General features: G+C 68.4%; 24 protein-coding genes. 14 read left to right on the top strand and 10 right to left on the bottom strand.

Annotated elements, in window-relative coordinates:
* Positions 1-38 precede the first annotated feature (38 nt).
* A complete protein-coding gene (locus G3I17_RS07810; RefSeq protein WP_203589889.1) occupies positions 39-521 on the bottom strand; it encodes an alpha/beta hydrolase in 483 nt (160 codons plus the stop codon).
* 72 nt (positions 522-593) lie between these two features.
* Between G3I17_RS07810 and trpS the strand changes: the two genes are divergently transcribed.
* Genes trpS through G3I17_RS07795 form a run of 3 tightly spaced genes read left to right on the top strand, consistent with a single transcriptional unit; the run spans position 594 to position 3334 of the window.
* The gene (gene trpS, locus G3I17_RS07805; protein ID WP_164595259.1) at positions 594-1670 is read left to right on the top strand and encodes a tryptophan--tRNA ligase; all 1077 of its coding nucleotides are present in this window, start codon (positions 594-596) and stop codon (positions 1668-1670) included.
* A 7-nt stretch (positions 1671-1677) separates the two neighbouring features.
* Positions 1678-2190 carry a 2'-5' RNA ligase family protein gene (locus tag G3I17_RS07800; protein ID WP_164595258.1) on the top strand — a complete coding sequence of 171 codons (513 nt, stop codon included), beginning with the start codon at positions 1678-1680 and terminating at the stop codon, positions 2188-2190.
* Positions 2191-2218: 28 nt separating this feature from the next.
* Entirely contained in the window at positions 2219-3334 is a 1116-nt protein-coding gene (locus G3I17_RS07795; protein ID WP_164595257.1) for a YihY/virulence factor BrkB family protein, read from the top strand.
* Between the two features lie 40 nt (positions 3335-3374).
* Here the strand turns inward: G3I17_RS07795 and G3I17_RS07790 are convergent, their stop codons facing one another.
* Both G3I17_RS07790 and G3I17_RS07785 read right to left on the bottom strand, forming a co-directional pair.
* The gene (locus G3I17_RS07790) at positions 3375-4550 is read right to left on the bottom strand and encodes a D-alanyl-D-alanine carboxypeptidase (RefSeq protein ID WP_164595256.1); all 1176 of its coding nucleotides are present in this window, start codon (positions 4548-4550) and stop codon (positions 3375-3377) included.
* A gap of 32 nt (positions 4551-4582) precedes the next feature.
* Positions 4583-5524, bottom strand: a complete 942-nt coding sequence (locus G3I17_RS07785) for a zinc metalloprotease (RefSeq protein ID WP_164595255.1) — start codon at positions 5522-5524, stop codon at positions 4583-4585.
* Between the two features lie 201 nt (positions 5525-5725).
* Between G3I17_RS07785 and G3I17_RS07780 the strand changes: the two genes are divergently transcribed.
* The 9 genes from G3I17_RS07780 to G3I17_RS07740 all read left to right on the top strand — a co-directional run bounded on the left by G3I17_RS07780 (position 5726) and on the right by G3I17_RS07740 (position 16627).
* Positions 5726-7090: a glutamine synthetase family protein gene (locus G3I17_RS07780; protein WP_164595254.1), complete on the top strand. Its 1365-nt coding sequence runs from the start codon at positions 5726-5728 to the stop codon at positions 7088-7090.
* The gene (locus tag G3I17_RS07775; protein WP_343238235.1) at positions 7071-7793 is read left to right on the top strand and encodes a gamma-glutamyl-gamma-aminobutyrate hydrolase family protein; all 723 of its coding nucleotides are present in this window, start codon (positions 7071-7073) and stop codon (positions 7791-7793) included. Before G3I17_RS07780 ends, G3I17_RS07775 begins: the two co-directional genes overlap by 20 nt.
* A complete protein-coding gene (locus G3I17_RS07770; RefSeq protein WP_164595252.1) occupies positions 7790-9151 on the top strand; it encodes an aldehyde dehydrogenase family protein in 1362 nt (453 codons plus the stop codon). Before G3I17_RS07775 ends, G3I17_RS07770 begins: the two co-directional genes overlap by 4 nt.
* A 3-nt stretch (positions 9152-9154) precedes the next feature.
* Positions 9155-9934, top strand: coding sequence for a 3-oxoacyl-ACP reductase (locus G3I17_RS07765; RefSeq protein WP_164595251.1), 780 nt, complete (start codon positions 9155-9157; stop codon positions 9932-9934).
* Positions 9935-10031: 97 nt separating this feature from the next.
* A complete protein-coding gene (locus G3I17_RS07760; RefSeq protein ID WP_164595250.1) occupies positions 10032-10748 on the top strand; it encodes an FCD domain-containing protein in 717 nt (238 codons plus the stop codon).
* Positions 10749-10893: 145 nt separating this feature from the next.
* Entirely contained in the window at positions 10894-12336 is a 1443-nt protein-coding gene (locus tag G3I17_RS07755; protein WP_203589935.1) for an amino acid permease, read from the top strand.
* Between the two features lie 449 nt (positions 12337-12785).
* Positions 12786-15542, top strand: coding sequence for a LuxR family transcriptional regulator (locus G3I17_RS07750; protein WP_164595248.1), 2757 nt, complete (start codon positions 12786-12788; stop codon positions 15540-15542).
* A gap of 4 nt (positions 15543-15546) precedes the next feature.
* A complete protein-coding gene (locus tag G3I17_RS07745; RefSeq protein WP_164595247.1) occupies positions 15547-15786 on the top strand; it encodes a hypothetical protein in 240 nt (79 codons plus the stop codon).
* A 10-nt stretch (positions 15787-15796) separates the two neighbouring features.
* Entirely contained in the window at positions 15797-16627 is an 831-nt protein-coding gene (locus G3I17_RS07740) for a M55 family metallopeptidase (RefSeq protein WP_164595246.1), read from the top strand.
* Here G3I17_RS07740 and G3I17_RS07735 read toward each other — a convergent pair.
* Positions 16583-17338 carry an alpha/beta hydrolase gene (locus G3I17_RS07735; RefSeq protein ID WP_164595245.1) on the bottom strand — a complete coding sequence of 252 codons (756 nt, stop codon included), beginning with the start codon at positions 17336-17338 and terminating at the stop codon, positions 16583-16585. The two genes, G3I17_RS07740 and G3I17_RS07735, sit on opposite strands and share 45 nt — an antisense overlap.
* 54 nt (positions 17339-17392) lie before the next feature.
* On the opposite strand from G3I17_RS07735, the gene G3I17_RS07730 reads away from it, so the two are divergent.
* Positions 17393-17800, top strand: a complete 408-nt coding sequence (locus G3I17_RS07730) for a MarR family transcriptional regulator (protein ID WP_164595244.1) — start codon at positions 17393-17395, stop codon at positions 17798-17800.
* Between the two features lie 26 nt (positions 17801-17826).
* Here G3I17_RS07730 and G3I17_RS07725 read toward each other — a convergent pair whose 3' ends face one another.
* The 6 genes from G3I17_RS07725 to sdhC all read right to left on the bottom strand — a co-directional run bounded on the left by G3I17_RS07725 (position 17827) and on the right by sdhC (position 22986).
* The gene (locus G3I17_RS07725; protein WP_164595243.1) at positions 17827-19077 is read right to left on the bottom strand and encodes a sialidase family protein; all 1251 of its coding nucleotides are present in this window, start codon (positions 19075-19077) and stop codon (positions 17827-17829) included.
* Complete coding sequence (locus tag G3I17_RS07720; RefSeq protein ID WP_164595242.1) at positions 19070-19579, bottom strand: sigma-70 family RNA polymerase sigma factor; 510 nt, start codon at positions 19577-19579, stop codon at positions 19070-19072. Before G3I17_RS07720 ends, G3I17_RS07725 begins: the two co-directional genes overlap by 8 nt.
* A 109-nt stretch (positions 19580-19688) precedes the next feature.
* Positions 19689-20393 (bottom strand): succinate dehydrogenase iron-sulfur subunit, encoded by a 705-nt coding sequence (locus G3I17_RS07715; RefSeq protein WP_164595241.1) that lies wholly within the window; start codon positions 20391-20393, stop codon positions 19689-19691.
* Complete coding sequence (sdhA, locus tag G3I17_RS07710; RefSeq protein WP_164595240.1) at positions 20393-22135, bottom strand: succinate dehydrogenase flavoprotein subunit; 1743 nt, start codon at positions 22133-22135, stop codon at positions 20393-20395. The genes G3I17_RS07715 and sdhA overlap by 1 nt, the downstream gene beginning before the upstream one ends.
* Positions 22136-22147: 12 nt before the next feature.
* A complete protein-coding gene (locus G3I17_RS07705; RefSeq protein ID WP_164595239.1) occupies positions 22148-22603 on the bottom strand; it encodes a succinate dehydrogenase hydrophobic membrane anchor subunit in 456 nt (151 codons plus the stop codon).
* Positions 22604-22605: 2 nt separating this feature from the next.
* Positions 22606-22986 (bottom strand): succinate dehydrogenase, cytochrome b556 subunit, encoded by a 381-nt coding sequence (gene sdhC, locus G3I17_RS07700; RefSeq protein WP_164595238.1) that lies wholly within the window; start codon positions 22984-22986, stop codon positions 22606-22608.
* Positions 22987-23240: 254 nt separating this feature from the next.
* Here sdhC and G3I17_RS07695 point away from each other — a divergent pair, with 254 nt between their 5' ends.
* Positions 23241-25676 carry a tetratricopeptide repeat protein gene (locus tag G3I17_RS07695; protein WP_164595237.1) on the top strand — a complete coding sequence of 812 codons (2436 nt, stop codon included), beginning with the start codon at positions 23241-23243 and terminating at the stop codon, positions 25674-25676.
* Positions 25677-25776: the final 100 nt, after the last annotated feature.

Below are 25776 nucleotides of genomic sequence, written 5' to 3'. Positions count from 1 at the left end.
CCGCTTGCTTTGCCGAGGACGATTGGGTCACGAAAGTGTCAGCCCATGCCGTGGTCGGCTTCCGCTATCTCCAGCACGTACGGCGAAAGCTCACGCGCCAGCCCGGAATCCCACAGCCGGTCACCCGTCCCACCCACCAGCAGGAACGGCGCAGTAGCCCGCCGCAGCCCGTCGACAACCCACTGGCTCGTCAGTACCGGCGTCAACCACACCGCCGGCAACCCCAACTCGGCAGCCACAACCGCCGCATGCGTCCCCAAGGACTTGGCGATCAGCAGGGTCGCTGAGTCCTGCGGCCTCTCGTCCGCCGAGCGGAGCGACGGTGCGGCGCGGTCGAGCTGGCCAAGCACCCACGGACCGAGTTCTTCCGGGGACAGCGTCAGTAGACCGTCCGGATCGTCCCAGGAGACCGGCGTCAGCCGGGCGCCGCGGTGCTCGGCCGCGTCGGCGGCGAACATCAGCAGTGGGGTATGCGGGCCGAACTGGCCGCCCGGCAGGATGATGGCCTCGCGAGAGCTCATAATTCTGAGCTTATGGCCGGTGAGGGGCTCCCGGGTGTGGTGAAGAGCCGGGTCGCTGGCAGAATCGGGGGCATGTCAGCAGCCGTCCCTGGGGACACCCCTGTGCAGGCCGCCGGAAGTCCGCGGCGTCCGCGTGTTCTGTCCGGTATCCAGCCGACCGCGGACTCCTTCCACTTCGGCAACTATCTGGGCGCGGTTCGCCAGTGGGTGGCGCTGCAGGAGGATCACGACGCGTTCTACTGCGTGGTCGACCTGCATGCGATCACGGTCGAGTACGACCCGAAGGTGCTGCGGGAGCGCACCCGTCGCTCGGCCGCGCAGCTGCTGGCCGCCGGGATCGACCCGGAGCGGTCGACGCTGTTCGTCCAGTCGCACGTGCCCGAGCACGCCCAGCTCGGCTGGGTGCTCGGCTGCATCACCGGCTTCGGCGAGGCCAGCCGGATGACCCAGTTCAAGGACAAGTCGGCCAAGGGTGGCGCCGACCGCGCCACCGTCGGGTTGTTCACGTACCCGATCCTGCAGGCCGCGGACATCCTGATCTACCAGGCCGACCGGGTCCCGGTCGGCGAGGACCAGCGCCAGCACCTGGAGCTGACCCGCGATCTGGCGCAGCGCTTCAACCACCGGTTCGGCAAGACCTTCCGGCTGCCGGAGCCGCACATCGTCAAGGAGACCGCGAAGATCTCCGACCTGCAGGAGCCGACCGCGAAGATGAGCAAGTCGGCCTCCTCGCCGGCCGGCATCATCGAGCTGCTGGACGACCCGAAGGTGAGCGCGAAGAAGATCCGGTCAGCCGTCACGGATTCAGGTCGCGACGTCATCTTCGACCCGGAGAACAAGGCCGGCGTCGCCAACCTGCTGACCATCTACTCCGCACTTAGCGGCAAGAAGATCTCTGAACTGGAGGACGAGTACGCCGGCCGCGGGTACGGCGACTTCAAGAAGGACCTGGCCGAGCAGGTGGTCGAGTTCGTCACCCCGTTCCGGGAGAAGACGATGGAGTACCTGGACGACACGGCCCAGCTGGACGCGATCCTGGCCGCCGGCGCCGAGCGCGCTCGCGCCGTGACCGAGCCGACGCTGCAGCGGGTCTACGACCGGCTCGGCTTCGTGCCCGGCCCTGGGTCAGCCTCCGTGCAGGGCCGGTAGGCGCCGGATGGCAACGATCGGTGTGGCGATCCCGATCGCGGAACCCTACGGCGCCGAGCTGCAGAAGTACCGGGCCGAGTTCGGCGATCCGATGGCGTCCTCGATCCCGACCCACGTCACGCTGATGCCGCCGACCGAGGTGGCCGACGACGACCTGGCCATCGTCGACGAGCACCTGCTGGCGGTCGCGGCGCGCTTCCCGAGCTTCCGGATCCGCCTGCGCGGTACGGCGACCTTCCGGCCGATCTCGCCGGTGGTGTTCGTGCCGCTGGCCGAGGGGATCTCGTCCTGCGAGGTGCTCCAGTCGCAGGTGCGCTCAGGACCGTTGGACGTCGCGCTGCGCTTCCCGTACCACCCGCACGTGACCGTTGCGCACGATCTGGACAAGGACGCCCTGGATCTCGCGTACGACGCCCTGTCGGAGTACGACTGCGCCTTCGACGTGGCGGCCTTCAGCCGGTACGAGCACGGCGCCGACGGCGTGTGGCGGCCGCAGCGGTCGTTCCCGCTGGCAGGCTAGGACCCCTTACCCGGGGTACAGGAGTCACATGGGGATCAAGGATCGGGCCAAAGCCGGCTGGGCACGCTTCAGTCGCACGCAGTTGTGGCGGGCCTGGAAACGGTACGGCGATCGCCGCGGTAACCGGTTGGCCGGGGCAACGAGTTTTTTCGGGTTCCTGTCGATGTTCCCGCTGATCGTGCTGGCCGCGGCGGTGACCGGCAAGTTCCTGAACGCCAAGGCCGTCGGCGATCTGAAGGACGCGATCAAGACGAACCTGCCCGGGATCGGCGACCAGATCGACCTGGACTCGCTGATCAGCAACGCGGGCACCATCGGCCTGATCTCCGGCGCGTCGCTGCTGCTGACCGGCCTGGGCTGGATCGACTCGCTGCGTGCCTCGATCCGGTCGATGCACGAGCTCGACGACCAGCCCGGCAACCCGGTCAAGCTAAAGGTCACCGACCTGGGCGCGCTGATCGGGCTCGGGGTGATCGGCCTGATCGCCACCGGCGCCTCGTCCCTGCTGGTCGGCCTGTCGAACAAGATCGTCGGCTGGCTCGACCTGGAAGGCAGTTGGCTGGCCGGCTGGGGGATCCAGCTGATCAGCATCGTCGTGGGCGTCGCCGCCGGCGCCGTGCTCTTCCTGTACCTGCAGACCGCCCTGCCGCGGATCATCCTGCCGCGCAAGGTGATGCTGATCGCGGCGCTGGCCGGTGGCATCGTCTTCTACGTCGCCCAGCGCCTGGGCAACAGCTACGTCAAGAATGTCATCGGCAACAACGCCGCCTACGGCACCCTCGCGCTGCCGCTGGCTCTCCTGGTGTGGATCTACCTGATGACGCGAGTGATCATGCTGATCGCCGCCTGGACCAAGGAAGCCACCCTGGACCACCGCTGGCACACCGGCGAGGCCGAGGAGCCAGCTCGGGCCGCAATGCCCTTCGAGGCCGCCCCCAGTACGCCGTACGCGACGGCAGCCCGTACAGCCGCACCGGACGCGGATGGCCTCCTGCCCGGCCCGCCCGGGAAGAAGTACAAGGTGATCCCCATCCCGGCCCGCAAGGCCGACACGGTCGCAGTAGCCGCCGGTGCCCTCCTAGGCGTCACCGCCACAGCCATCGCAGTCCAACTCGGCCGAGCCGCCCGCGCCCTGAAGCGCTAACCTCCCTCACCGCATTTCGGCGGTTAACCGCCGAAATGGTTCAGTGGCGGCGGGCTTTGGCTGCGGCTTTGGCGCGTGGGCGGAGGGCCTTCGGGCGGCGGAGGAAGAGCGGGAGGAGGAGCAGCGGCGGGGCGGCATACGCCCAGACCGGGATTCGGTAGGCGACCGACTCGGTGATCGCGGCGGCAACCTGGGTTGCGCGGGTGCGGCGGGGCGGGAGCGCCGAGGCCTTCTTCGAGGTGTTGGGGCCTTCGGTGCTCTCTTCGGCCGTCTTGGGCGGGGCGGCGGCCGCCGGCTTGACCAGGCTGCCGACCGGCGTCAGGACGGAGTACGAGCTGAAGGTCCAGTTGAGGAGCTTGGTGGCGTCCTCGGTGATGCCGTGCGGCGAGTTCATCATCGTGACGACCAGCGTGTGCCCGTTCCGCCGGGCGGCGCCGACGAACGTGTTGCGGGCCAGCGACGTGTAGCCGGTCTTCACGCCCAGCGCGCCGTCGTAGTTGAACAGCAGCTTGTTCTGGTTCGCGACCTGGTAGCTGCCGCCCTTCTTGGCCAACGGGAAGTTCGTGTACTTCGTCGACGCGTACTTCGCGAAGTCCGGCATCCCCAGGCCCGCCTGGGCGAACAGCGCCAGGTCGTACGCGCTCGAGTACTGCCCATCCGCGTCCAGCCCGGTCGGGTCGGTCACGTGGGTGTCCAGCGCCCCGATGGCCGCGGCCTTCTGGTTCATCCGCTGGATGGTTCCTGGCACGCCGCCCTGGTCGTGACACACGAGCGCGTGGACCGCGTCGTTGCCCGACGCCAGGAACATGCCCTGGAACAGCAGGTCGACCGTGTAGCGCAGACCGGGGTAGACCCCGACCTTGCTCCCGACGATGCGCGCGTCCTCGTCCGTACCGACCACCTGGTCGGCCTTGTCGAGCCGCGGCAGCAGCACCAGCGCGGTGAGCGTCTTGAGTGTGCTGGCCGGCCGGAGCTTGGCATGCGGCGCCTTGGCAGCCAGTACGTTGCCGGTGTCCACGTCGGCCACGACGTACGCCGACGCCTGCACGGCCGGCGGCGTCGCCCCAGCGGCGACAACCGTCGGCTCCGTGGTCAGCTGGGCGCCGCCGACCGGGGTGCTGACACCCTGGCCGACGGCGGTCGCAGCTAGAGGACCGGTCACCGCGAGAGCCGTGGAGGCTACCGCGGTGGCGCAGACCGTCAGGAGGACACGCATCGGCGGCACTCTAGACGGCCTGCGGCTCACAGTCACGCGCGGTAGGCGGTCCAGGCGTTGGAGATACGGGTGCTCTGGCCCGGGGTGAACTGGTTGTAGCAGGAGTCGTAGGAGTAGTCCATGTAGTTGTAGATCGGGTCCACGCCGGGCAGCGAGCAGGAGTTGCGGCCGGCCGGGCAGCCGGAGGTGGCGCTGGTCTGGGCCGGGGTGTCCGAAACGGAGTCGTTCGTGCTCGTGCAGCCACCCTGGAAGGTGTGGTACAGCCCGAACCAGTGACCGGCCTCGTGGGTCGCGGTCTTGCCGAGGTTGTAGTTGGTGGCCGAACCGCCGGGCAGCGAGGTGTACTGCACCCGGATGCCGTCGATGCCCGGGTTGCTGGCGTAGTCCCACGGGAAGGTCGCGATCCCGAGGTACGAGAAGTTGACCAGCCAGATGTTGAGCGCGTTCTTGCCACCCTTGCGGGTCTGCGCCCGGTACGTCGTGCTCTGGCCGTCGGTGTGCCAGGTGCTGTTGTTGTACCGGTAGGTGCCGGCCAGGGTGAAGGTGAAGCCGGTGTTCGCCGCGGCCGACGACTCGCCACCGGCGAAGTCCTGGTTCAGCTCGGCGATCTGCTGGCTGATCTGGGTAGCGGTCACGTCACCGGCGCCGGAGCTGCTGCGCATGACGTGGATGTAGACCGGAACGTTGGCCGCAGCCAGCTTGCCGGCCTTGGGCGCGAGCCCGCGAGCCTGCTTGGCCGCCACCAGGGCAGCGGTCTTGGCGTCGATCGACTTCTGCTCGGCCGGCGACAGTTCGCGGTGGTCGGCGGTTTGGCCGCCACGCGCGGAGGTGGGGTTCTCCGGGGTGAAACACGGGTTCGTCAACTGGTCCACCGGCAGTTGCGCGGTGGCCTGACCACCGAGCGGACTGAAGGCGAGCGCCGAACCGGCCAGCAGGACGGCCAGGACGCGGGGGCGGGTGATGAGAGATCGCATGGAAGCGCTCCTCGGATCAATGGCCGCTGGGCGGGCGGCCGGATCAGCCGATTTTGAGCGCCATCCCGGCCCGGTGGAAAGCAGTTCCCTGTCCGAAAGGTGCCAAGGCAGTACTGCGCCGGAAGCCGGGCCCACATTGACATCGGCGCCTAGGCTTGCGTCAATGGACTGACCACAGACCAATAGAATCCGGGAGCGACCGTGAGCTCGAAGACCGGCAGGCTGACCGTGCAGGAACTCCGGGACCAGGTTGGAGCCGGTGTGATCGACACCGTGCTGGTGGCGATCACCGATATGCAGGGCCGGTTGCAGGGCAAACGGTGTGGTGCGCGGTACTTCGTCGAAGAGGTGCTCGCGCACGGCACCGAGGGCTGCAACTACCTGCTCGCCGTCGATGTCGACATGAACACCGTCGACGGCTACGAGATGTCGTCCTGGGAGCGCGGGTACGGCGATCTGCTGATGGCGCCGGACCTCGACACCCTGCGGCTGCTGCCCTGGCTCGAGGGCACCGCGCTGGTGCTCTGCGACATCCAGTGGCTCGACGGTGAGCCGATGCCGGCCTCGCCGCGGCAGATCCTCAAGAAGCAGCTCGACCGGCTGGCCGAGCGTGGGTTGAAGGCGTACGTCGGGACCGAGCTCGAGTTCATCGTCTTCAACGACACCTTCGAGCAGGCCTGGACCAAGACGTACAAGGACCTCGCCCCGGCCAACCAGTACAACGTCGACTACTCGCTGCTCGGCACCGCCCGGATCGAGCCGCTGCTGCGCGACATCCGCAACTCGATGGAGGGCGCCGGCCTGTACGTCGAGTCCGCCAAGGGCGAGTGCAACCTCGGCCAGCACGAGATCGCGTTCCGGTTCGACGAGGCGCTGGCGACCTGCGACAACCACTCGATCTACAAGACCGGGGCCAAGGAGATCGCCGTCAAGCACGGCAAGAGCCTCACCTTCATGGCGAAGTTCGACGAGCGCGAGGGCAACTCCTGCCACATCCACCTGAGCTTCCGCAGTACCGACGGTGCGGCGGTCCTCGCGGGTGACCGGGAGTACGGGTTCTCCGAGCTGATGGAGCAGTTCATCGCCGGCCAGCTCGCCTGCCTGGAGGAGCTCACCTACCTGCTCGCGCCGAACATCAACTCCTACAAGCGATTCGTACCGGGCAGCTTCGCGCCGACCGCCGTTGCCTGGGGCATCGACAACCGCACCTGCTCGCTGCGCGTCGTCGGGCATGGCGAGTCGCTGCGGGTGGAGAACCGGCTGCCGGGCGGCGACGTCAACCCGTACCTCGCCGTCGCCGCGCTGATCGCCGCCGGCCTGCACGGCATCGAGAACGAGCTCGAGCTGGAACCGATGCTCGAGGGCAACGCCTACACCTCGGACAAGCCGCACGTACCGACCACGTTGCGCGAAGCGGCAGCGTTGTTCACCGGATCGAGGATCGCCCGCGAGGCGTTCGGCGACGAGGTAGTGGAGCACTACGCCAACGCGGCAAGGGTGGAGCTGGATGCCTACGACGCCGCCGTCACCGACTGGGAGCGGATCCGTGGTTTCGAACGCCTCTAGGCCCCGTATCGGCATCACCACCTACCTGGAGCCGATCATCTGGGGAGTGTGGGAGCGCGACGCGGCCCTGCTGCCGCGCGTCTACCTGGACTCGGTGGCAGCGGCGGGCGGCGTACCGCTGCTGCTCCCGCCGGTCGGCACCGATCCAACGGTCCTGGAACTGCTCGACGGGCTGATCATCGCGGGCGGCTGCGACGTCGATCCAGCCTCGTACGGCGCTGTGCCGCACCCCGAGACGGTCGACACCAGGCCCGGGCGGGACGAGCACGAAGCCATCCTGATCGCGGCGGCTCTGGCCGCAGACCTCCCGTTGCTCGCGATCTGCCGTGGTCTGCAGATGCTCAACGTGACGCTCGGTGGGACGCTGCAGCAGCACCTGCCGGACACCGGTGCGGACGAACAGCACCGGCCGTCGCCCGCGGTCTTCGGCCGGACCGAGGTGAAGATCGAGCCGGACACCCTGACCGCCGGGCTCTTCGGTGAGAGCACGACCGTGCACTGCTACCACCACCAGGCGCTCGACGTCGTCGCCGACGAGCTGCGGGTGACCGCCCGGGCGGGCGACGGCACCGTGGAGGCGGTCGAGGTCGACGGAAAGACCTTCGCACTCGGAGTGCAGTGGCATCCCGAGGAGAACCCCGAAGACCTGCGGCTGATCGCCGCACTTGTTGCTGAAGGCAAGAAAAGGAGCGCCGGCCGGTGACGTACGACGTGATCAACCCCGCGACCGAAAAGGTCGTCCGGAGCGTCGAGCTGGCCTCGGTCGAGGACACCGATGCCGCGATCGCCCGGGCAGCCGAGGCGTTCAGGACCTGGCGCGCGGTGGCGCCGGCTGATCGGGGCCGGTTGCTCAGACGATTCGCCGACGCGGTCGACGCCGACCTGGAGAACCTCGCCCAGCTGGAGGTCGAGAACGCCGGGCACACGATCGGCAACGCCCGTTGGGAAGCCGGTAACGTCCGCGATGTGCTCGGCTACTACTCGGCCGCGCCGGAGCGACTGTTCGGCCGGCAGATCCCGGTTGCCGATGGCATCGATCTGACCTTCAAGGAACCGCTCGGCGTGGTCGGCATCATCGTGCCGTGGAACTTCCCGATGCCGATCGCCGGCTGGGGTTTCGCGCCCGCGCTGGCGGCCGGCAACACCGTCGTCCTGAAGCCGGCCGAGCTGACCCCGTTGACCGCGATCCGGCTGGGCGAGCTGGCGCTGGAGGCCGGGCTGCCGCCAGGAGTGCTGGAGATCGTGCCGGGTGCGGGGACTGTGGTGGGACAGCGGTTCGTGACGCATTCCGCCGTGCGGAAGGTGGTTTTCACCGGGTCGACCGGGGTCGGCAAGCAGATCATGGCCGGCTGCGCGGACCAGGTGAAGCGCGTGACGCTCGAGCTCGGCGGCAAGTCGGCCAACATCGTCTTCGCCGACTCCGACCTGGCCAAGGCGGCCGCGCAGGCGCCGTACGGGGTGTTCGACAACGCCGGGCAGGACTGCTGCGCCCGCTCGCGGATCCTGGTCGAGCGGACGGCGTACGACCGCTTCATGGAGCTGTTCGAGCCGGCCGTGCAGGGCGTGAAGGTCGGCGACCCGAGTGATCCCGCGACCGAGATGGGCCCGCTGATCTCCGCGCGGCAACTCGAGCGGGTGGCGAGCTATGTGCCGGACGACGCGCCCGTCGCGTTCAGGGGTAGCGCGCCGAGCGGGCCGGGGTACTGGTTCGCGCCGACCGTGCTCGCGCCGGTGTCGCCCGATGACCGGGCAGCACGCGAGGAGATCTTCGGGCCGGTCGTCACGGTCATCCCGTTCGAGGACGAGGCCGACGCGATCAGGATCGCCAACGATTCGCAGTACGGGCTGTCGGGGTCGATCTGGACGCGGGACGTCGGTCGCGCGCTGCGCGTCGGTCGTGGTGTCGAGGCGGGCGCCCTGTCGATCAACTCGAACTCGTCGGTGCGCTACTCGACGCCGTTCGGCGGCTACAAGCAATCCGGGCTCGGCCGTGAGCTCGGGCCGGACGCGCTGGACGCGTTCACCGAGACCAAGAACATCTACATCTCCACAGAGGACTGAGAAATGACAGACGTGCAGGCAACCCGGCTGGTCGGGCGAGTAGCGGTCGTCACGGGCGGCGCCAGCGGGATCGGCCTGGCCTCGGTCCGGCGGCTCGCGGCCGAGGGTGCGAAGGTGGTCGTCGGCGACGTCGACCCGGCGGCCGGCAAGGCGACCGCGGACGAGGTCGGCGGCTTGTTCGTGCAGACCGACGTGACCAGTGACGCGGATGTCGAGAACCTGTTCAAGCAGGCCTACGACACCTTCGGCAGCGTCGACATCGCCTTCAACAACGCCGGTATCTCACCGCCCGAGGACGGCTCGATCCTGGAGACCGGCCTGGAGGCGTGGCGCAAGGTGCAGGAGGTCAACCTGACCTCGGTGTACCTGTGCTGCAAACACGTCATCCCCTACATGCAGCGCCAGGGCAAGGGCTCCATCATCAACACCGCGTCCTTCGTGGCCGTGATGGGCGCCGCGACCTCGCAGATCTCGTACTCCGCCTCGAAGGGCGGCGTGCTCGCGATGAGCCGTGAGCTCGGGGTCGAGTTCGCGCGGCAGGGCATCCGGGTCAACGCACTGTGCCCCGGCCCGGTCAACACGCCGTTGCTGAAGGAACTCTTCGCCACGGACGAGGAGCGGGCCAACCGGCGCCTGGTGCACGTGCCGATGGGCCGCTTCGGCGAACCCGAGGAGATCGCCGCCGCGGTCGCCTTCCTGGCCAGCGACGACTCGTCCTTCATCACCGCCAACACCTTCCTGGTCGACGGCGGCATCTCAGGCGCGTACGTCACTCCGCTCTAATTCCCTTACGTCCGAAGAAGTGAGTGGCACGTCCCTCCGCTTCTTCGGACGTAAGGGATTTAAGGTGAGGGAAGCTACGGGGAGAGTGGGTGGCGGGGTGGCAACTGCGGACGAGGCGGTGTTCCGGCCGGTCCGGGCCGGCAACCCGTTCGAGGAGACGGTCGAACGGTTGCTGCAGGCAATCAAACTCGGCGTGGTCGGCCCGGGCGAACGGCTGCCCGCCGAACGCGACCTGGCCGCCCGGCTGAACGTCAGCCGGGAGACCCTGCGCGAGGCGATCAAGGCGCTGACCGACTCCGGTTACGTCGAGTCCCGCCGTGGCCGGTATGGCGGTACCTTCGTCAACGAGCGACTGCCCAAACCCCGTCGTACCAGCGTGAAGCAGCTCACCCGCGAGCAGGGCGCCGACGTCGACGACGCCCTCGTACTCCGGTCCGCACTGGAGACAGGAGCAGCCGAAGCCGCGGCGTCACGGGCGCTGACCGAGGGCGAGGTCGACCACCTCCAACGCTGCCTGGCCGATACTGCGGCGGCGAAGCTGGCGGACTATCGCCGGATGGACTCCCGCCTGCACCTGGCGATCGCGGAGGTCAGCGGCTCGCCGTCGCTGACCTCGGCCACCGCTGATGTCCGGATGCGGCTGAACGAGTTGCTCGACGCGATTCCCTTGCTGGCGGTCAATCTGGAGCACTCCAACGACCAGCACGCCGCGATCGTCAGCGCCATCCTGGCCGGCGACCCGGCCGCCGCCCGGCAGGCGATGCAGGAGCACCTGTCCGGTACCGCCGCACTACTGCGGGGCTTCCTCACCTGATTCCTTGACAGCGGGTGTGGCACATGTCTCAATGGTCCGCAAAGGTCTGTCTGAAGACCATTGGGAGGCACTCGTGAGCAACGACCTGACCGACGACGAGAAGCGCTTGCACCAGCTGGGATACGCCCAGGAGCTGTCCAGAACGATGTCGGGGTTCTCGAACTTCGCCGTCTCGTTCACGATCATCTCGATCCTGTCCGGCTGCCTGACCCTGTACGGCTTCGGGATGAACACCGGCGGCCCGGTGATGATCATCTGGGGCTGGCCGATCGTCGGCCTGATGACGCTGATGGTCGGGCTCGCGATGGCCGAGGTCTGCTCGAGCTTCCCGACCGCCGGCGGCCTGTACTACTGGTCGGCCAAGCTGGCGCCGTCGAACGGCGCGGCCTGGTCCTGGTTCACCGGCTGGTTCAACTTCCTCGGCCAGGTCGCCGTCACCGCCGGGATCGACTTCGGCGCGGCCTTCTTCCTGAACGCGCTGCTCGACCTGCAGTTCGGCTTCAGCGCGACCCCCGGGCACACGATCCTGCTGTTCGGCTGCATCCTGCTCGTGCACGCGCTGCTGAACTCGGTCGGCGTCAAGCTGGTCGCGCGGCTCAACGACATCAGCGTCTGGTGGCACATCGTCGGCGTCGTCTTCATCGTCGCGATCCTCGCCTTCGTGCCCGACCACCACCAGTCGGCCGGCTTCGTCTTCGGGCACTTCGTCAACAACACCGGCTGGAGCTCGACCCTCTACGTCGCACTGCTCGGCCTGCTGCTCGCGCAGTACACCTTCACCGGGTACGACGCGTCCGCGCACATGACCGAGGAGACGCACGACGCGGCCCGCTCGGGCCCGCGCGGCATCGTGATGTCGATCCTGGTCTCGCTGGCGGCCGGCTGGGTGCTGCTGATCGGCCTGACCTTCGCGATCCAGAGCTACGACGGCGCGCTCGGCAGCGATATCGGCGTACCGCCCGCGCAGATCTTCATCGACGCGGTCGGCGCCTCGCTGGGCAAGGTGCTGCTGCTGGTCGTGATCGGCGCCCAGCTGTTCTGCGGGATGTCGTCGATGACGGCCAACTCACGGATGATCTACGCGTTCTCCCGCGATGGCGCGCTGCCGGCCTCGAGGTTCTGGCACAAGATCAACCCGAAGACCCGGACGCCCACCAACGCGATCTGGCTGGCCGGCGGCGGTGCCTTCCTGCTCGGCCTGCCGTACCTGTGGAACGCGACGGCGTACGCAGCGGTGACCTCGATCGCCGTGATCGGGCTCTACATCGCCTACGTGCTGCCGACCTTCCTGCGACTGCTGCAGGGCAAGCGGTTCGAACCCGGACCGTGGCACCTGGGCCGCTGGAGCCGCCCGATCGGCATCGTCGCGGTCGCCTGGGTCATCTTCATCACCATCCTGTTCATGCTCCCGACGGTCAGCCCGGTCGCCAAGGGCAACTTCAACTACACCCCGATCGCCGTCCTGGTCGTCCTCGGCTTCGCCGGCCTCTGGTGGCTGTTCTCCGCCCGCAAGTGGTTCACCGGCCCCAAGGTCCAGGGCTCCGAAGAAGAACTGGCCGCCATCGAACGCGACCTCGAATCCATCTGACCCCCACCCCCTCGCCCCCAACCCCCCCAACCCCCCAACCCCCCAACCCCCCAACCCCCCAACCCCCCGCCCACCTCCACCTCCAGCCGACTCATCATCGGTCCCTTGTGTCCCTCCACCGTTTTGCGTCCAGCTTGAGCATTGCGCGTGAGGAGGGACACAAGGGACCGATGATGAGTCGGTTGGGGGTAGGGGTGAGCGGGGACGCGGCGGTGTCTGGCGAGGGTGAGCGGGGCGGGACTGTGTCGAGGCACTGCTGTGCCATGGTCTTTTTTCGGCGAGTTTTGCCCGACACGCCGGGGAAATGCGCAACTATGGACTAGTTGGCCGTTTGAACAGCCAGGTGACGAGGTGATGGCCGTTCGATCTCCATATGTGACACTCGCCGTGTCCATTGGCACTCGACTGTGATGTCGGCGAATGTAATCCTTCGGGGAGAATGTGGATCGATGACTGACGACGAGCTGGTCGGGCGCGCCGGACTGGTCGAGCGTGCCAAGAAGCAGCTCGAGACCAGTGGCTCAGTGCTGCTCTATGGCCCGACGGGCATCGGCAAGTCCGCCACCGGCCGGGCACTGGTCGCTGAGCGCGCCCGGGCCGGCTGTCGCGTGCTGAGCGCCGCGCCGTCCCAGAGCGAGGCCGGCCTGCCGTATGTCACGCTCCTCGACCTCCTCTCCAACCAGCTCGAGCTCGCCTGGCAGGTCCTGCCCGACCACCTCCGCCAGCCGCTCGAGGTGGCGCTGCTCAAGGCGAGCGCCCCTGACACCGTCCGCGACGAGCTGGCCGTGCGCCTCGCAGTCCTGCACGTACTGCGCCGCCTAGCGGCCTCCGGCCCCGTCCTGCTGGTCGTGGACGACATCCAGTGGGTCGACCCGTCCAGTCTCGAAGTGCTGACCTTCTGCGCGCGACGCCTCACCGAAGGTGTCCAGATGCTCGCCACCGAGCAGGTGGCCGACGGCGACCTCCCGGTGATGGCCGAGGCCTGCCCCGAGCCGGTGCTGCAGCTGGAAGTCCCGCCACTCACCGAGCCCGACGTGCTGGCACTACTCCGCAACAGACTCTCCAGCCCACTCCCGGTCCGTACTGCGCGCCGTATCTTCACCGCGAGCGCCGGCAACCCGTTCATGGCGCTGGAGCTGGGCCGGGCGATCCTGCGTCACCCGCAGGGCGTCTCGCCGAACGATCCGCTGCCGGTGTCGAGCCGACTCAAGACCCTCCTGGGGGACAGGCTCGCCGACCTCTCCCCGGCGACGTACGAGCTGCTGTTACTCGCTGCCTCCTCGCCGCGCCCGACGACCAACCAGCTGGCCCAGTCACTCAACCGGCCCGTCGACGCCGAGCTGGCCGAGGCGGAGGCGCTCGGGCTGGTCGATGTGTCGTCCGAGCGGCTGCGGTTCTCCCACCCACTGCTCAGAGAGTTCGTGTACGCCGAGGCCACCTCTGCGGCCCGGCGGCAGGCCCACGCGCAGTTGGCCGCAGTGGTGGATGAGCCGGTCGAGAACGCCACGCACAGAGCACTCGCGACGCAAGAAGCCGACACCGACCTCGCTGCCACGATCGAGGCCGCAGCAGTCGTCGCCGGCGGCCGGGGCGCGCTCGGAGCTGCAGCAACCCTCTGGCGACTCGCTGCTGAGCGCACGCCCGCTGACGAGCAGGACGACCGGGCCATGCGGCTCACAGCCGCAGCAGACGCGGCAGCCGCGGCCGGGCATTTGGTGGAGTCCGCCGAGATGGCGCGGCTCGCCATACAGGCTGCTACTCGTCCTGACACCAAGGTGGCTGCGCTGCTACTGCTGGTGGACACAGCCTGGCCTGATCGTGAGCAGCGGCTCGCCCTGCTCGCCGAGGCCTTCGAAGCTGCGGTCGGGGACGCGCAGCTCGAGGCACGGGTCCGGATCCTGCGAAGCAACAGCGCGTACTTCGACCGGCGGCTCGACGACGCCCAGGTCGACGCACAGGCCGCTGAGAAGCTTGCACGCGAGTGTGGCGATACCGAGGCGCTCGTCGACGCCCTGAGCGCGGCCAGCAACGTGCAGATGGCCCGTGACGGCGAGCAGAGCGCCGATGCTCTCCTGAAGCAGGCCGCAGAGCTGTCCCGTGGCCTGCCGCTCACCAAGTCCGTGGTGGGCGCCCGGCAGATGGCGGCGATGCGTGAACTGTTCCGCGGCCGTACCAGTCAGGCGATCGAGCAGATCACCGCGCTGGTCGACGAGGTGCGGACGGCTGGTGCGGTCCGCTGGCTGGCCTCGGTTCTCATCTCCGCGACAGCCATCTACGAGCGCAGCGGTCGTGGCGCCGACGCACTCGCCGCCGGCCACGAGTGCTACCAGCTGACGCAGGATCTGGGCGATGAGCCGGAGGTCGGGCTGGTCGTCGCCTGCCGCGCGGAGTGGGCCGGCGGGACGGCGCCGATGGCACGCCAGCTGGCCGAGGCGGCGCTGGAAGGCTGCCGGCTGGTCGGCAACGAGGAGTGGACCGGCCCGGCGCTCTCGGGCATCGGCATGATCGGCGTACTGACCGGTGACCCGCAGCGCGCGGTGGAGGCCTTCGACGCGATCGCCGAGTCGGGCGAGGGCGCGATGCCGTACGACCCGGCCGTGATCCCGTGGCACGCGGACTACGCGGAGGCCCTGGTCGCCGCCGGCCGGCTGGACGACGCTGCGGCGCTGATCGCGGACATCCGGGAGCGGGCCGAGACGCTCGACCGGGGCGTGGTGCTGATCGGGCTGGCGCGTTCCGAGGCGCTGCTGATCGCCAAGCAGGGCGACCCGGCCGCGGCGCTGGAGCTGCTGGAGAAGACGATCAGTACCGCGGGGGACCACATCTACCCGCTGGACCTGGCGCGCTGCGAGCTCACCCGTGGCAGGGTGGCCCGGCAGGCTCGCCGCCGCTCGGTGGCCCGGACGGCGTTCCTGGACGCGATCGAGCAGTTCGAGGCGTACGGCGCTCCCGCCTGGCGCGAGGTGGCCGAGACGGAGCTCGCGCGGCTGGACGTACCGAGCCGGAGCCGGCAGCCGTCCGAGCTGACCGACAACGAGCTGCAGATCGTCGCGATGGTCCGCGACGGCTCGACCAACCGGGAGATCGCGGCCGCGCTCTACCTGAGCGTCAAGGCAGTCGAGTCCCAGCTGACCAGGCTCTACCGGCGCTTCGGCGTCGCCAACCGCACCCAACTGCTCCGCACGGTCGACCGCAACGGACACTAGAGGCGTGAAGCTCGAGCGAAAGCACGCCCTGGTCCTGATCGGGATCGCCGTCTGGAACGTCGTCACCTACGTGACGTTCATCAAGAACCTGGCCGGCACCGAAGGCCGCCCGAAGGGGTACTACATCGCACACTCGGTGCTGATCGTGGTGAACCTGGCGATCGCGGCCGTGCTCGGCAAGTGGGGCATCAAAGCCCTCAAGACCGCACGGACCGCGCAGACCGCACCAGCTGCGACGGACTGACGCCCAGGGGATGAAGGTCTACGTCAGCGCGGACATGGAAGGCATCACCGGACTCGTCGACGCGGAGGATGTCCAGCCCGCTGGGCGCGACTACGAGCGCGGCCGGGTGATGATGACCGAGGACGTCAACGCGGCCGTTCGCGGGGCCTTTGCGGGCGGGGCGTCGACGGTTCTGGTCAACGACGCCCACGGTCCGATGCGCAACCTGCTGCCGGACCAGCTCGACCAGCGGGTCACCTTGATCAAGGGCCGGCCCAAGCCGATGGGCATGATCGAGGGGCTGACCCCGGAGTACGACGCCGTCGTCTGCGTCGGCTTCCACGCGCGGGCCGGGATCCTCGGGGTGCTCAGCCACAGCTTCATGGGCCACGAGATCGAGGACATCTGGCTCGACGACCGCCCGGCCGGCGAGATCGGGCTGCTGCACGCGACGGCCGCGGCGTACGGCGTACCGGTGGCTCTGCTGACCGGCGATGACAGTGCTTGCGCCGAGATGACCGGATGGGACCCGTCGGTGGCGACCGTGCCGGTCAAGTTCGCCAAGGACCGGTTCGCCGCCCAGCTGGTACCGGTCGCCGAGGCTCGCGCCGCGATCGAGAGCGGCGTCGAGTCAGCCCTTCGTACTGCGCGGGCCACTCCGGCTGCCAGCCCGTCGGCGCACCGGCTGGCCGTGCGGTGGCAGAACGCCTCGGTCGCCTCGCATCTGCCGGCCATCCCCGGCGTCACCCGCACCGACGACCGCACGGTCACCGTCGAAGCTCCGATGCCGGACCTGTACCGGCTGTTCAACCTGTTCCTACGCGTCGCGACCGCGATCACCAGCAACCCGCCGTACTGCTGACGCGAGCAGTTCCGGGCTCTCGAGCTGCGGCAGGTGACCGGTCTCGGCCAGTACTTCGAAAGTCGCGCCGGGAATCGCCTCGGCGAAGGCGCGGCCGTACTCGGGGTCGACGATCCGGTCGCAGTCACCCCAGATGACGTGCGTCGGCGCCTTGATGCCGGCCAGCCGGTCGCGCAGGGTCGGGTCGGTCATCTCCGTCGCGTAGACGGCGAGGGTGGCCCGGTTGCCGGCGATCAGCTCCTGCGCGGCGGGCGGCAGCGCGGCCGGGTCGATCCGGAACTTCTCCGGGTCGAAGTAGCTGAGCTTGGCGATGGTCGGGAAGTCGAGCGCGAAGAAGTCCACCACCGGGTGATCGGCGACCTCGATGCCGACCGCGTCGACGAGCACGATCGAGCCCACCCGATCCAGTCCTGGCCGGTCGGAGCCGAGCAACGCGAGCTCCGCGGCGATCCAGCCGCCGATCGAGTTGCCCACGACGGTCACCTCGTCGAGGTCAAGCTCGTCGAGCAGATCGCGGTACAGCTCGGCCAGCCCGGCGACGGTGGTCAGCCCCTCGGGCCGCGGCGTACCACCGAAGCCGGGGTGGGTGGGCGTGACGACGTGATGATCGACGGCGAGCAACTCGGCGAAGCCGGCCACGGTCTGCGGCCCACCGCCGCCGTGCAGCAGAAGGATGTTCGGGCCGGTGCCTTGAGCGGTATAAGAAGTCATATAAGGAACCTTAGATCAGCATCCTTATATAAGCAACCTGGTAATCTTCGCGCCATGGAAGCATCGGTTCAGGAGATCGGCGTGGCGGTGAAGCGGCTCCAGTGGCTGCACCACACCGAGGCGAGCAAGCAGTTGGCAGACCTGGGCGTCTCCCTCCCGCAGTGGGACGTCCTCCGCCGCCTGCACGAAGTGCCGGACGCGTCTCTCCACGACCTGGCCCAACTAACCTTCCAAACCGACCAATCAATGGGCTCCCTGGCCACCCGAATGATCGCCCGCGGCCTGATAGAACGCCTCGAAGGCCCCGGCCGAGCCATCCGCCACCGCCTGACCCCGGAAGGCGAGCGAATCCGTGAGGAAGGCGCCGAGCTGTTCGCCGCCGTCCTGACCGCCTCGGTCGGCAGCCTGTCGCCGACCGAACGCAGCACCCTGCTGAAACTGCTGACGAAGGCCCTCGGCTGAAACCGAGGGCCTTCGCGAAAGCATTCCTAGCGCGGTTCGGCGAACTCCCAGGTTTTGCCGCGGTCGGTGCTGCTGGCGACCTGGGTGGCGCTCGGTGATCCGAGCGTGATGCCGTACAGCAGTTGCTCGTTGCCGGTCAGGTCCTGGAGCAGGGCCGGCGCCTTGCCGAGCGTCTTCGCCCGGTTGCCGGTGATGGTGTAGATCGAAGGGATGGTGCCTTCCGGGTCGTCTGCGCTCGGCTGGCCGAGCAGGACGGCCGAGCGGTCGTTGAAGACGACCGGCCCGCCGACCCGTCCCCACGGGGTCGAGGTCACCTGCTGCCAGGTGGCTCCGCGGTCGGTGGAGATCAGCATCTTGATGATCGGTTCCGGGGTGGCCCCGTCGCCGCCGGAGCTGGCGACGATGGTGTTGCCGTCGGAGCTGACGGCGATCTTGGCGGCGCCGTTCGCCGGGTCCAGTTCCTTGCGGTTCCAGGTCTTGCCGTCGTCGGTCCAGCGGATCTCGGAGGTCGGTGGGTCGTTCTTGCCGGCCACCAGCCACCAGCGTCCGGTGTCGTCCCGGGTCGGCGAGCCGGCGTAGTTCGTCCCGTCGATCCGGAGCAGGCGCAGCGTCCCCTGCCCCGGGTTCAGCACCATCACCTCGCCGGTCTGGGTGATCGTGTCGATCAGGATCTCGCCGGGGGCGAAGGTCGTCGTCGGCGCGGCCCAGCGCAGTGGCTTCTGGACCAGGCCCTGGTCGGTCAGCCGGACCATCGTCGCGTTGGACCAGGACGGGTCGTTCTTGCCCTGATCCAGGTTCTCCGGTCCCGCGACCGCGATCACCTCGTCGCCGTCCTGCACGGTCGCGTAGTGGCTGACCCGCACTGGCGCGAACGCCTTGACTCCATCCCGGGTGAGTACCGCGACCGACGTACAGCCTCCGGTACCGGTCGCGCAGGACGCGCTGATCCAGCCGGCTGCCCAGCGACTCGGCGAGGCCAGTGTCATCGACATCAGGTGCGAGCCTTTGGCGTGCGCCAGGGCGAAGGCTGCCTGGTCCACCGGAACCGATACGGGTGCGGTCGGCAACGTCGCGATCGGCGGCTTCTCGGTGCCGGGGGTGTTGCCGAACGGCAGCAGGACGACCAGTACCGCGATGGCGGTGGCTGCGGCGACTCCCGCTCCGGCGAGGGCCTGGCGGCGGTGGCGACGACGGACGCCGCGGCGCTGCAGGTCCTCGAACGGCAGTGGCTCGACGGTTTCCTGGATCTCCCAGGACAGATCCTTCAGCTCAGACATGACCGACCTCCTCGGCGTCGTCGGCGAATTCGCGGACCAGTGGCGCGAGTCGCGCCCGGCCCCGGGACAGCCGGGCCTTCACGGTTCCCTCCGGTACGCCGAGTTGCGCGGCGATCTCGCGCACCGGGAGATCGACGATGTGGTGCAGCGCGATCGCCTCGCGCTGCTCGTACGGAAGTTGCCGCAGGCCTTCGACCAGCGCCACCCGGTCGGGTGACAGGCCGGCCGTCGAGGCGGGCGGTGGGGCTGCTTTGGAGAGCAGCCCGTGGAACCGGGTGGCGCGGCGGTACCGGCTGCGGAGTACGTTCAGCGCGACCGTACGCAGCCACGCCTCCGGGTTGTCGACCTGGGCGAACCGCCGCGGTTTCTCGACCGCCCGGACGAAGGCCTCCTGGACGGCGTCCTCGGCTTCACCCCGGTTCCCGCAGATCGCGAACAACTGCCCGACGATGCGCCGGTAACACCCTTCGTAGAGTTCGCGCAGACTTTCGTCCTCGCCCATCGGATCCTCCCCGAACAGCAGTCAACCTCTGTCCGGAAGTGACTCCTGGCGGACAGAGGTTGGTTGCCGGCGTCCCGTGCTGTGACTCAGATCACAGCACGGGGGAGGGTCAGACGCGGCGGAAGATCAGGGCTCGCTTGACCTCTTGGATCGCTTTGGTGACCTCGATGCCGCGGGGGCAGGCCTCGGTGCAGTTGAAGGTGGTGCGGCAGCGCCAGACGCCTTCCTTGTCGTTCAGGATCTCCAGCCGCTGCTCGGTGCCCTCGTCGCGGCTGTCGAAGATGAATCGGTGCGCGCCGACGATCGCCTGCGGGCCGAAGTACTGGCCGTCGGACCAGAAGACCGGGCAGGACGTCGTACAGGCGGCGCAGAGGATGCACTTGGTGGTGTCGTCGAAGCGCTCCCGGTCGGACTGCGACTGGATCCGCTCGCGGCTCGGCTCGTGGCCGTCGGTGACCAGGAACGGCATGATCGAGCGGTACGCGTCGAAGAACGGCTCCATGTCGACGATCAGGTCCTTGAGCACCGGCAGGCCCTTGATGGGCTCGACGGTGATCTCCTTCTCCGGGTTCAGGTCCTTGATCAGCGTCTTGCAGGCCAGCCGGTTGCGGCCGTTGATCCGCATCGCGTCCGAGCCGCAGACGCCGTGCGCGCAGGACCGCCGGAAGGTCAGCGTGCCGTCCTGCTCCCACTTGATCTTGTGCAGCGCGTCGAGCACCCGGTCGGTCGGCTGCAGGGTGACCGAGTAGGTCTTCCACTCGGCCTCGTCGACGACCTCGGGGTTGTACCGAAGGATCTTGACCTTGACGTCCATCAGTACTTCCGCTCCATCGGCTTGTAGCGGGTCTGTACGACCGGCTTGTAGTCCAACCGGATATTGACGTTGCCTTCAGCATCGACCGACCGGTAGGCCATCGTGTGCCGCATGAAGTTCACGTCGTCCCGGGTCGCGTAGTCCTCGCGGAAGTGCCCGCCACGGGACTCCTTGCGGGCCAGCGCCGATACCACCAGTACTTCGGCCAGGTCGAGCAGGAAGCCCAGCTCGACCGCCTCGAGCAGGTCGGTGTTGAACCGCTTGCCCTTGTCCTGGACGGCCACGTCGGCGAAGCGGAGCTTGAGCGCCTCGATGTCGGTGAGCGCCTGCTTGAGCGATCCCTCGGTCCGGTACACCTGCGCGTTCAGGTCCATCGTCGCCTGCAGGTCGCCGCGGATCGCGGCCACCCGCTCCTCGCCGGTGGCGTTGCGCATGCCTTCGATCAGGTCGACCACGAAGGTTTCGGGGGCCTCCGGCAACTCTTCGAAAACGGCCGTCTCGGCGTACTCCGCGGCGGCGATCCCGGCCCGTCGTCCGAACACGTTGATGTCGAGCAGCGAGTTGGTCCCGAGCCGGTTGGCGCCGTGCACGGAGACGCAGGCGACCTCGCCGGCGGCGTACAGGCCGGGGATGACGTCCTCGTTGGTGGCGAGCGCCTCGCCCCTGATGTTGGTCGGGATGCCGCCCATCGCGTAGTGCGCGGTCGGGAACACCGGGATCTGCTCGGTGTACGGCTCGACGCCGAGGTAGGTCCGCGCGAACTCGGTGATGTCCGGCAGTTTCGCGTCGATGTGCGCGGGCTCCAGGTGGGTCAGGTCGAGCATCACGTAGGCCTTGTCGGGCCCACAGCCACGGCCTTCCCGTACTTCGTTCGCCATCGCGCGGGCGACCATGTCGCGCGGCGCGAGGTCCTTGACCGTCGGCGCGTACCGCTCCATGAAGCGCTCGTTGTCGCTGTTGCGAAGGATTCCGCCCTCACCGCGAGCGGCCTCCGACAGCAGGACGCCCAGGCCCGCGAGGCCGGTCGGGTGGAACTGGAAGAACTCCATGTCCTCCAGCGGCAGGCCCTTGCGCCAGACGATGCCCATCCCGTCGCCGGTCAGGGTGTGCGCGTTCGAGGTGGTGCGGAAGACCTTGCCGAAGCCGCCGGAGGCGAACACGATCGACTTGGCGCTGAAGATGTGCAGCTCGCCGGTGGCCAGCTCGTAGGCGACCACACCGGTCGCGCGGCCGGCCACCATCAGCAGGTCGAGCACGTAGAACTCGTTGAAGAACTCGACGTTCTGCTTGATGCACTGCTGGTACAGCGTCTGCAGGATCATGTGGCCGGTACGGTCCGCGGCGAAGCAGGAGCGGCGGACGACCGCCTCGCCGTGGTTGCGGGTGTGGCCGCCGAAGAAGCGCTGGTCGATCTTGCCCTCGGCGGTGCGGTTGAAGGGCAGGCCCATCTTCTCCAGGTCGAGTACGGCGTCGACGGCCTCGCGGCACATCACCTCGGCGGCGTCCTGGTCGACCAGGAAGTCACCGCCCTTGACGGTGTCGAAGGTGTGCCACTCCCAGTTGTCCTCCTCGACGTTGGCCAGCGCGGCGCACATGCCGCCCTGGGCCGCGCCGGTGTGCGACCGGGTCGGGTAGAGCTTGGTGAGCACCGCCGTCCGGGTCCGCTTGCTGGACTCCAGCGCGGCGCGCATACCGGCGCCACCCGCGCCAACGATCACTACGTCGTACTGATGCCGCTGCATCTTGAACTTTCCTTACTTGCAGACCGACAGCGTGCTGTTCGGGTCTAGGCAGGGATCGAAGGTGAAGATGACCAGGGTGCCGAGCACGACGATCACGATGGAGGCGGTGATCAGCAGGCTCTTCAGCCAGAACCGCGTCTGGTCCTTCTCGGCATAGTCGTTGATGATCGTGCGCATTCCGTTGGTGCCGTGCAGCATCGCCAGCCACAGCATCAGCAGGTCCCAGACCTGCCACAGCGGGTTGGCCCACTTGCCGGCCACGAAGCCGAAGTCGAGCGCGGTGATCCCGCCGCCGAGCATCAGGTTGACGAACAGGTGGCCGAGCACCAGGACGACCAGGGCGAGGCCGGACAGCCGCATGAACAGCCAGCTGTAGAGCTCGAAGTTGGTCTGGCCGGAGCGGTTGCGGCCGCCGCCCTTGAGCGAGCGGGCCCGGCTGGAGGAGCGCGGAGCTGCGATCTCGGACATGCTCACTCCCCGCCGAAGACGTGCATCAGGTGCCGGATCACGAACGGCACGAACAGCAGCACCCAGACGACGCCGACGCCGATCATCAGTTTGCGCTGGTTGCGCGGGCCCTTGGCCCAGAAGTCCACCAGGATCAGCCGGATGCCGTTGAAGGCGTGGAACAGGATGGCGCCGACGAGGCCGACCTCCATCAGTCCGACGATCGGGTTCTTGTAGGTGCCGATCACCTCGTTGTACGCCTCGGGGGAGACCCGGACGAGCGCGGTGTCGAGCACGTGCACCAGCAGGAAGAAGAAGATCCCGACGCCGGTGATCCTGTGCGCCACCCACGACCACATGCCCTCGTGGCCGCGGTACAGCGTGCCGACTGGCTTGCTGGGCAAACCGATCCTCCGATCGGACGACGGACCAGAGCCGGTCAGCGCAGACCCTCCGGGGCGTCAGATCAGCAAAGGGGACCACGATCGGCTCGGCTTGGCAGGGAACCAGGCCGTTCTTGATGCTATCGCTGCCCTCGTGGCCGATTTGTCCTGACAGGTGTGACTTCGCTCTCGACGCCCGCCCCTCCGGCCGGACAATCGACAGCCCGGCGAATTCGTGGCCGGATCGGTTCCTTCGCGGCGCAAGGGGTTGCATGATGGCTGGACGTGATCAGCCGATCACCGCGGGCCGGGGGCGGGCGGCGAAGCTGGAATCAGCTGAAGGGGACCGGGTGAAGAGCTCCCGCGAGGTTGACGATCGGGGCGTCGCGCTGGCGGACCTCCCTGGCGAGGTGCCGGGCTTCACCGGCCGGCAGGCTGAACTGGGCGAGCTTGACCGCCTCGAGCGCCTAGTAGTGGTCTCCGGTACGGCAGGGGTTGGTAAGACGGCTCTGGTGGTTCGTTGGGCTCGTACTGTGCGTGACAAGTTCCCCGACGGGGTGCTGTTCGTTGACCTGCGCGGGTTCGACCCGGAGCAGCCACTGCGGCCGGCAGAGGCGCTCGACCAGCTGCTGCGTCGCCTGCTGGGGCCGGATGCGGTGCTGCCGTCGGACTACGCCGAGCGGGTCGCCCGCTACCGCGCGTTGACGGCTCAGAGGCGGTTGCTCGTGGTGCTCGACAACGCGGCCGGGATCGAGCAAGTCACCGACCTCCTGCCGAGTGGGGACTCCTGCTGCACGGTGATCACCAGTAGGGGAGACCTGGCTGGACTGGTCGTCCGGTACGGCGCTGTGCGGGTCGAGGTCGACCGGTTGCCGCTGGAGGACGCTGTGGAGCTGTTCCAGGGGCTCGTCGGCGGCCGTGCGGTAGGGAACGCGGCAGCTGTGATCGCCATGGCGGATCGCTGCGCCCGCCTGCCTCTCGCCGTACGGGTGGCTGCTGAGCTGGCGATCACGCGATCGCGGGTGCCTCTCGAGGAGCTGGTGGCCGAGCTGGACCGGCATGTGCTCGACAGCCTGTCCGCAGGCGGAGACCCCCGTACTTCGGTGCGCTCCGTGCTCTCCTGGTCGCTCGACAACCTGCCCGAGGCGGCGCGCAAGGCCTTCGTGATCGGGGGACTCGCACCGGGAAACGAGTTCTGCTTCGCCGCCGTGCGAGCCATGATCGACACTGGCGAGCCGGTTCAGGTGATCACCGACCTGGTCCGGGCCAACCTCTGGGAAGAGGTTGCCCTCCACCGCTTCGGCATGCACGAGCTGCTGCGCGCGTACGCCGTCGAGCAGGCAGCCGAGTTGCCGAAGGAGGAGCGGGATCGCGCGACAGTACGGCTGCTCAGGCACTACCTGGATGGCGCTGTCGAGGCGATGGAACTGCTGCACCCAGGCGACCGGCGACGGCATCCCAGTACCAGGGAGGGCACCGGCCCGGACCTCACCGGGCCCGCCCATGCCAAGGACTGGCTCGAGACCGAAGAGGCGAACCTCCTCGCCTGCATCGAGATCGCTGCGGTCGGTGACTGGCCGCTACTTGTCCGGGATCTCACCAAGACGATCGGGAGGCGTCTCGAGATGTCCGGGCAGTACGACCAGATCCGGGTGATCCTGCAGTACGGGCGGCAGGCGTGTCTGGAGATCGGGGATCGCCGGGGTGAGGCATTCATGCTCGGCGGACTGGGCATCGCGTCGTACCGGCTGGGGAGGTACGACGAGGCCTGTGAGGAGTACGAACAGGCGTTGCGGATCCGCCAGGAGATCCACGACCAGGCGGGGGCGAGTGCGACCCTCAGCAACCTCGGTCTCGTCCATGAGCGGCTAGGCAGCTATGACTCGGCCGCGAGCCTGTTCAGTGCGGCTCAGGCGATCAGCCGGGAGCTGGGTGATCGCTATGGGAACGCACGCTCGGTGAACAACCTGGGCACCATGCACCTGCGCACAGGGAAGCCGTCGGTAGCGGTCCGGAGCTACCGGGAGGCGTTGACGGAGTTCACCGACCTCGGCGACCGGTACGGCCGGGGGGTCGCTCTGGACAACCTCGGCCAGGCGCTGCTTCGGCTGGGACGGCTCGATGTTGCTTTGAGCCACTACAAGGAGGCGCTGGCCATCCGGATCGAGCTGGGTGACCGCGACGGCGAGGCCAGCTCGCTGACGGGGATCGGCCTTGTTCAGGAGGCGTCCGGGCAGCCACTGGAGGCAATCTCCTGGCACGAGCGGGCACTGGAGGTCTTCACCGAGATCGGGGACAGCGCGGGCGAGGGCCGGGTGCTCACGGCGCTAGCGGTCAGTTGCAGGTCGGCAGGGCGTGACAGTGACGCTCTGCGCCACCACCGTCGGTCACTGAACCTGGTGCTCGGCACCGATCATCAGGTGGAGGCGGCGGCCTACAACGGCTATGGCGACACGCTTGTCCTCCTGGGCCGGTACGCCGAGGCCGGCGACGCCTACCGGCTGGCGAAGGACCTGGTCGAGCCGGCCGGCGACCGGTATGAGTACGCGCGGGCTCTGCAGGGGCTGGGAGCGGTCGCGGCTGCCACCGGAAATCTGCCGCAAGCACGGGATCGATGGACCTCCGCGCAGCGTATGTTCGCAGCAGTGGAGGCTCCCGAGGCCGACGAGGTCGGTAAGGCGCTGGTGGCTGTTGACTTCAACCGTCCTTGAACCCGGAAGCTTCGGATTGGCCCGGCGTGACCGCGGCCGATTGGACCAGGCCGAGGGGCCTTTCCGGTCTTAGTGTCGGTGAGCGACGAAGTGTTCCGGT

Origin of the sequence: Streptomyces sp. SID13031 (genome assembly GCF_010548305.1) — a bacterium.
GTDB lineage: Bacteria > Actinomycetota > Actinomycetes > Propionibacteriales > Kribbellaceae > Kribbella.
The sequence above is the reverse complement of the archived record's forward strand: the minus strand, read 5'-3'. Positions and strand labels throughout refer to the sequence as shown.